Consider the following 6,725-nt stretch of genomic DNA (forward strand, 5'->3'; position numbering starts at 1 on the left):
ATATTTTCGTAAAAAAAACATACGAATTGAAATCCATTATAAAAATATTATTTCTATTAAGTTTTATCAGTATTTTCGGACAATCTGCCGTAGAAAACCAGCTGGCCGCATACAATTTTCCGAAAATAAAATCCAGCATCACAATGCCTGTGACCATTCCTCTTTCAGAGGTCAGCAACATGATCAATGCCTCCGTAAAAGACCTGATTTATCAGGACAACTCTTATACGGATAACAACAATGACCAGTTTAAGGTAAAAGTATGGAAAACCCGGCCCATCCGGTTGGTGGGTGGAACCAGCCAGAACCTGCTCATTGAGGTCCCTCTAAAGATCTGGGCAGAAAAAGGTATCGGAACTCTGGGGGTTTACACCTACCAGAACACCACTTTTGAAACAGTAATGTATTTCAACACGGCTTTAAGCTTAAAAAATAACTGGACCATCACCACCAATACTCAACCCATGGGCTTTAAATGGGTCACAAAACCGGTACTGGATTACGGGAAGATACAGATCCCGATCACATCCCTGGTGGAGAAAAGCCTGAAAGAGCAGCAGGAAAAATTTTGTAAAACCATAGACCAGCAAATGGGCACCCAGCTGAATTTTCAGCAATATATCATCATGGCCTGGAATGTTTTTTCACAGCCTTTCCCTATTTCTGAGGAATATAATACCTGGCTAAAGATAAGCCCGGTGAATGTAAACATCACACCTTTGAAATTCTACGGGAACCAGATTGACACCAATATCGGAATAGATATCTATTCTGAAACCTTTACGGGAAACAAACCTGAATCTTCACAGCCCATAAAAACAGCCTCTGATTTTAGCTTCATACCGGTACTCCCTGATAAATTTCACCTTCAGACGACAGCCAACATTCCTTTTACCGAGGCATCCAATATTGCCAGAAATATGTTTTTAAATAAGGAATATGAAGTAAGAGGTTCTAAAGTAAAAATAAAGGATATCCGGGTTTACGGAGTGGGAAACAGAATAACGATTGAAGCGGAAACAGAAGGCTATATCAATGGCACCGCATTCATTTCAGGGATACCTGTGTATGATGAAACAAGAAAAAAGATTGTTCTGTCCGACACCAAATTTAAGCTGAGAACGGCCAATATCCTTCAAAAAACCGCTACCCTTCTGTTTAAAGGAAAAATTGTAAAAACTATCGAATCCGAATACGGGATCCCAACCCAGGAACTGGAAAATATTTCTAAAAAAAGTATTGAAGAAGCCTTTAATAAGGAATATTACAAAGGATTAAAAATGTATGGGAAAGTATTCAGCCTGAAACCTACCGATATTCTCCTCAATGATTCAGGCATTACAGCCATTATCGATACCAATGCAACTTTAAAACTAATAATTAACGGAATCTAGCATTCAAACAAAACCATGAAAAAACTTTTAAAAATTGTTGAGTTTAATAAAGCTTCAGCAGGAATGAGATTTTTAAACCTGATCATAGACCGGACAGTCGTCAGTATATTTTTCTTTTTATTCGGGTTTTTGGGAGTATTCATTGACAATATACTGGGAATAGATTTTTTTTACAGCACAGTGTCTAAGCTTTCGCAAATGGATAAGCTCATGGATATACTGATAACCTCTTCGATCTATTTTCTATATACTTTCCTGATGGAATATTTTACCAAGGGAAGAACTATTGGCAAATACATTACAGGTACCAGAGTGATCGGCACAGACGGGCAGAACCCTACCTTTGAAGAATATTTGATCCGGAACATTTCGAGGCTTGTTCCTTTTGATGCCTTCTCCTTTCTGGGAGGTGGAAACGGATGGCATGACAGCTGGAGTGATACCCGGGTCATCAATATCAAAAATTATGAGGCTGAAAAACAGGCAAAAGACGATATAAACAGCATTGGCACAAAAGAATTAGTCTAAAAAGTTTTTGTTGAATAAGAAATTTTATTATATTTGCACACCTCAAAAATGGTACTTTGGCCGAGTGGCTAGGCAGTGGTCTGCAACACCATCTACAGCGGTTCGAATCCGCTAGGTACCTCATTATAAACCTCTAATTGTCTCATTATCAGATTCTTAGAGGTTTTTTATTATTGATTATTCTAACTAAATTCTAACCAACAGCAAAAATGCATTTTTTAACGTAGTATTTACTGTAACCTTAAAGCTGGAGGAAAAAAAATGGGAATTGGGAAGAAAAATGTTTTTTTTGCTGGAAGGGGACTCAAAAATGTAAGCGGTGGACTTTGTATATTTGATTTATGAACTTTTTAGACTATATTGATAATCTTGGATCTATTTTGAGTATCGTTTCTTTTATACTCTATGTTTTAAAAAAAATATATAAACGCAACGATTTTGAAGCTTTTTAATATTTAATCAGAGAGGGAACTGGTTGATTGATGTTGTAATACATTAATCCTGCTTTTTGTATTTCTCGGTCGTCTCTATGTATCCCGAGTTTAAAGTACAACCATATCAAGTAATTTAACGCAATACAACTGTACCAATTAATAATTTTTTGCAGTGAAGGTTGTTCTATAAATAGTTTGTATCAATTCAGCAAAATAAAATAGGGCAAATATTTGGGATACTCCTATTTTGCAATTTTTATTTTATAATCTGTGCTGTTTTCAATTTAAGTCTGTTTAGCTTTGGGGATACTTAAAATTTTTTGTTTTACTTCATATGTCAAAACAGGCAATAGTTCCTCATACATAAAGACCTTCATAGGTACGACTTGAAGATGCTCAACAGGCCACCAGGACTTTTCGGCATATCTAAATAATGTCCTTTGTGCCAGTTCCAATTCATTGCTACAACATACAGCCTCACAATATCCAAGTGGATATATTCAATTCTAATTTTGTCTGCATATCTTTCATAGTATTCAAACGTTTGGTAGGTATTGTATTCAGTTGTCATGAAATGTAAAAGATATTCAGCACCTTTCAAACTTTCAAAATCCAGTTTGGGTCGATACTTCTTTAGTTTAGCAGTTCTTCGAAATATTTTTTATCATATTCTTTTTCAACCATCCTTAAATATTTTAAGCTCGTTAAATCCTTTTAATTTCAAAATATGTTGTTCTACCTTGTATCGATACTCATTTATCAAGTACTCAGGCAAGTTCAATTGTTCCTTTACCTCAAAAAAGAAATTATAGAATTTTATCGCTCGCTCTATCTGATTACTTTGTATAGCTGCATATGTATAAGCAAAGAAATGTTCATCTAGAATATTTCCCGCATACCAAGCATTGTTATATAACAAGGAATTTTCATCAAAGGTCATTGCTAAATTATAATTGCTTTGATAATAATACACTTCAGCCAATGCAACTCCTTTTTGTGCTGTGAAATCTTCCAAAGCATTTAGTTTGTCAATTCCTATTTCGATTTCTCCATTTCTGATTAAGCTAAAAATATCTCGTAATTTTTTTGGAATTTTCACTATTGTCTTCATCAAATTGCGAAAACTATTATTGAATCATAATGCTTTAATACAAAGTGAGAGTATTACATGGAACACTCCCACTTTTGTAATCATTCAGTAATAGGCTTATACTGTTTTAATACCTTTCTTTCCATATCATTGCTTGGCCATACTTCGATGCGGTAGTAGTCATCGTCTGTGTCATTTGCTAAATCAGGCTCCTTTACGCTTGCTAAATTGGACGAATATATTCTTACTCTATACTTACCAGGTGTAACATATAAAGTGGCTTCAATTAAATTGTCAGGACAGTTTAATATTTGTAATTCATCTGACTGAACATTTATTCCTCCTTCCACTATATGATCGTATTTTGTAAAATCAATATCCTCATTAGCTTTTTCTAATAATTCAATTTCCCCTTTAATATTCCCGTAACTTTCGGTCCCAACTCCCAGGACTCCACTCTCCGTTGCAAGACGCTCATTGGATGCGGTTTCTGTCCAAAAGTCTGGAGATCCTGTGTCGCCTAGGGTACCTTTGTCTGTAATATAAAACTGGCGATATTCTGTGTAAAATTCGAAGTGTTTTTTCTTCATAGTACTTTCTTTATTTGTTGTACATGATAATATAAATAAGTTAAAAACTAATAATAAGATTGTATTTTTCATAAATATAATTAATATACTGGCATGAAACGAGCATACATTATTAAACCAACAACCACTGCTGCACCCATCATAAGAGGCCACTGTTTATATGGTATAACAGGATTGCCTATCGATGGATGGCTTGGCCCTACTGGTAGAGGATGAGGATTTAATCTTTCAAACACCTCTTGTTTCACTTCTTCAGGTGAACTGCCTTTTGGTACTGGAATTACCATAAATGCATCTCCTGTTTTTAAACCCGCTGCTCGGTACAGTACACTTAAACTTCCTCCCTGAGATCTATTCTCTGCCTCTGGTACATAAGCCATCATTGCAACAGAACCGTCGGGCTGTACTCCCCCTTCAAATGTAGATGCATAAGGATATTCATCTCTTTGCATTCCTTTAATCGTCGGGTATTTAGCCGTAGCCTCTTTTCTTCTTTGAGCCCGCCTTTTTAAATCAGCATCATAATGTAATATACTTGGTTTTCCATTTAAAAATGCATTCAATGTATGCCTATAAATATTTGGTGTTACATCTTCCGGCACAAAATGAAATGTTTTTATATTTGAATCTCCCGAAGAAGTCAGATTCTCCAAAAACATTTCAAACAACATCTGGGCATATACGCCGGTAAACTGTACGCCGTTACCTCCAGCCATTGCGTATATTCCGCCTGAATCAGCACCACCTCCATCTCCGCTGTACGACAAAGACCACAAGGATCTTCTAGGTACAAAACCAGATGAATATCCCGAAGTGTTTATTGTACCATCATCATTAAAAGCCCGTCCGTCTACATCCACCCTATGAATAGGATTATTGGCTACATAAGCGAAAGGGCTAGTCGAATAATAATTCTCCGCCAGTGGATCCACCCCATTCCACCTTCCCAGCTCAGGCATATACTGCCTCCAGCCATAATCGTACATCCCGGATTCCTGCAATTCCTTGCCATTGTATTTATATTGATATGCAGAGTTTTCTGCTAAGGTATTATATCCCTGATGCTTTAATCCAAACGGGTAATAGTTGTTTTCTTCAATGACCACAGCTTCCAAACCATTCGTTTATGTAGCTTAATCGCACATTTCCTAAGTGGTCTGTATAGCTGTATATATACTTATTATTTTCAAATTTATTTATTGGCAAAAATAAATTGTAAAAAACGAGTAACCAATTTAGATTACTCATCTTCTAATTAAATATACTGATCTTTTTCAATGATAACAAAACGAGTAACCATTTAGATTACCCGTTTTCTAATTAATTTTTATTAATTTTCTAATTGTTACTTCCCATCAACGAAGGAAACCGACGTATTTGAAACGTTTCACATTATCAATGTTTATTCTCATTATAATATTTTAGAATAATCTTTTCAAGTTCATCAAAGCTACAAGTTAAAGTATTTGAAGATATTGAAATAGGTGAGCCATAGGCTTTTAGGTTTCTTTGTAATAGCTTTTTCTTAATATTACTTTGAGTATTTATATATTTCTCTGGATCTTTTACATTAATCATTAAGAACTTTGTGGACATTACATCAATACGTTTTATTGATGTAATATCATCCCAAAAAATCATTCCAACACCTACGTAACTAGAATTATCAATAATTCCTTTTTCATTAATTATTAGATTAAATTTATTTGTGAAAATATTTCTTAATAAAATAATTAAACAAAAGCCTGAAAATATTATTGCTACAATTCCTGCAACTTGTATAAAGAAAGCATTTCTAAATATTACAGAAACAAATTTATCGGGATTAATTGCTAACCACCCCCCTAAGAATATAAACATTAATGATGCTAACAACAGTAATATTAATTTTTTCTTACTACGGTGTATTTTAATTGTATTCATTTTATGTATTTATAAATTATTTTATTTTAATAAGTCATCTGCCCAATTTTCTGCAATTTCACCACCCCAAAAGCCTCCTACGACACCTCCTACAATACCACCAATTATAAGACCTGCAGCTGTTCCTTCTGGCCCCACTAAACTTCCTAATACACCAAAAGTTTTCCCTAATGCCCATGCACCTGCAGCTGCTCCTGCCATTCCTCCAGCTACACCAGCCGTTGCAACCTATGCATGATGCCCATATGTCCCACCATCTTCATAAACTCCGATACCAACCTTTACTACACTTAAAGCATTACCTACTGGGCCTGCAACTTTTCCTATTTTAGCACCATACTTTGCTAAAGCTATAGTCCTTACATATTGATTTCCATAAAATACACGTCCACTTGCAGTTGGCAAATATAATCTTCCGTTTGTGCCAAGTCTTGCTGAACCAGCATTCTCTAAACCTTTTCCGGTACTATCAAAAAAATCATTAATATTTCCGGCAGTACCAATATAATCAGATACACCTAATTTCATTCTATGTCCAATAAGCTCTTGTCCTCCGACTTCCATTTCTCCATTGACAATTCTGCCGAAACCTGGTATATCTCCATCTGTCCACCAGTTCATATATCCATTTGTGTATTTAAAGAAAAAGATCCACCATTTTGAAGAGCTTCCATTAAATCCGCATATGCCTGTGTCTGCCCAAATGCTAAGTAACCCGAGTTCGGGATAAGAATAAGAAATAAATTTGTGATAAAAAGTAATAATT

The 6,725-nt window shown here is 35.2% G+C and carries 8 protein-coding genes, 1 tRNA gene and 1 pseudogene; 3 read left to right on the forward strand and 7 right to left on the reverse strand.

Annotated elements, in window-relative coordinates; translation table 11 throughout:
• The first annotated feature begins 26 nt into the window (after nucleotides 1–26).
• The 3 genes from ABMQ40_RS12415 (at nucleotide 27) to ABMQ40_RS12425 (ending at nucleotide 2,043) form a co-directional block, all read left to right on the forward strand.
• On the forward strand, nucleotides 27–1,394 hold the full coding sequence (locus tag ABMQ40_RS12415; protein WP_370900053.1) for a DUF4403 family protein: 1,368 nt from the start codon (nucleotides 27–29) through the stop codon (nucleotides 1,392–1,394).
• 15 nt (nucleotides 1,395–1,409) lie between these two features.
• Nucleotides 1,410–1,922: an RDD family protein gene (locus ABMQ40_RS12420; protein WP_370900055.1), complete on the forward strand. Its 513-nt coding sequence runs from the start codon at nucleotides 1,410–1,412 to the stop codon at nucleotides 1,920–1,922.
• 50 nt (nucleotides 1,923–1,972) lie between these two features.
• A tRNA-Cys gene (locus ABMQ40_RS12425) sits at nucleotides 1,973–2,043 on the forward strand.
• Nucleotides 2,044–3,032: 989 nt separating this feature from the next.
• On the opposite strand, the gene ABMQ40_RS12430 is transcribed toward ABMQ40_RS12425, so the two are convergent.
• From ABMQ40_RS12430 to ABMQ40_RS12460, 7 genes and pseudogenes are all read right to left on the reverse strand, one after another.
• Nucleotides 3,033–3,467 carry a hypothetical protein gene (locus ABMQ40_RS12430; RefSeq protein WP_370900057.1) on the reverse strand — a complete coding sequence of 145 codons (435 nt, stop codon included), beginning with the start codon at nucleotides 3,465–3,467 and terminating at the stop codon, nucleotides 3,033–3,035.
• 80 nt (nucleotides 3,468–3,547) lie between these two features.
• Complete coding sequence (locus tag ABMQ40_RS12435; protein WP_370900059.1) at nucleotides 3,548–4,108, reverse strand: hypothetical protein; 561 nt, start codon at nucleotides 4,106–4,108, stop codon at nucleotides 3,548–3,550.
• Nucleotides 4,109–4,116: 8 nt separating this feature from the next.
• Nucleotides 4,117–4,752 carry a NucA/NucB deoxyribonuclease domain-containing protein gene (locus tag ABMQ40_RS12440; protein ID WP_370900069.1) on the reverse strand — a complete coding sequence of 212 codons (636 nt, stop codon included), beginning with the start codon at nucleotides 4,750–4,752 and terminating at the stop codon, nucleotides 4,117–4,119.
• A gap of 129 nt (nucleotides 4,753–4,881) precedes the next feature.
• A pseudogene (locus tag ABMQ40_RS12445) lies at nucleotides 4,882–5,218 on the reverse strand (RHS repeat-associated core domain-containing protein); the annotation flags it as partial.
• Nucleotides 5,219–5,431: 213 nt separating this feature from the next.
• Nucleotides 5,432–5,959, reverse strand: a complete 528-nt coding sequence (locus ABMQ40_RS12450; protein WP_370900061.1) for an STM3941 family protein — start codon at nucleotides 5,957–5,959, stop codon at nucleotides 5,432–5,434.
• A gap of 21 nt (nucleotides 5,960–5,980) precedes the next feature.
• The gene (locus ABMQ40_RS12455; RefSeq protein WP_370900063.1) at nucleotides 5,981–6,160 is read right to left on the reverse strand and encodes a hypothetical protein; all 180 of its coding nucleotides are present in this window, start codon (nucleotides 6,158–6,160) and stop codon (nucleotides 5,981–5,983) included.
• 27 nt (nucleotides 6,161–6,187) lie between these two features.
• A partial coding sequence (locus tag ABMQ40_RS12460; protein ID WP_370900065.1) for a hypothetical protein occupies nucleotides 6,188–6,725 on the reverse strand: 538 nt, incomplete at its 5' end.

This window comes from Chryseobacterium gossypii (assembly GCF_041361455.1).
Taxonomy (GTDB): domain Bacteria; phylum Bacteroidota; class Bacteroidia; order Flavobacteriales; family Weeksellaceae; genus Chryseobacterium; species Chryseobacterium gossypii.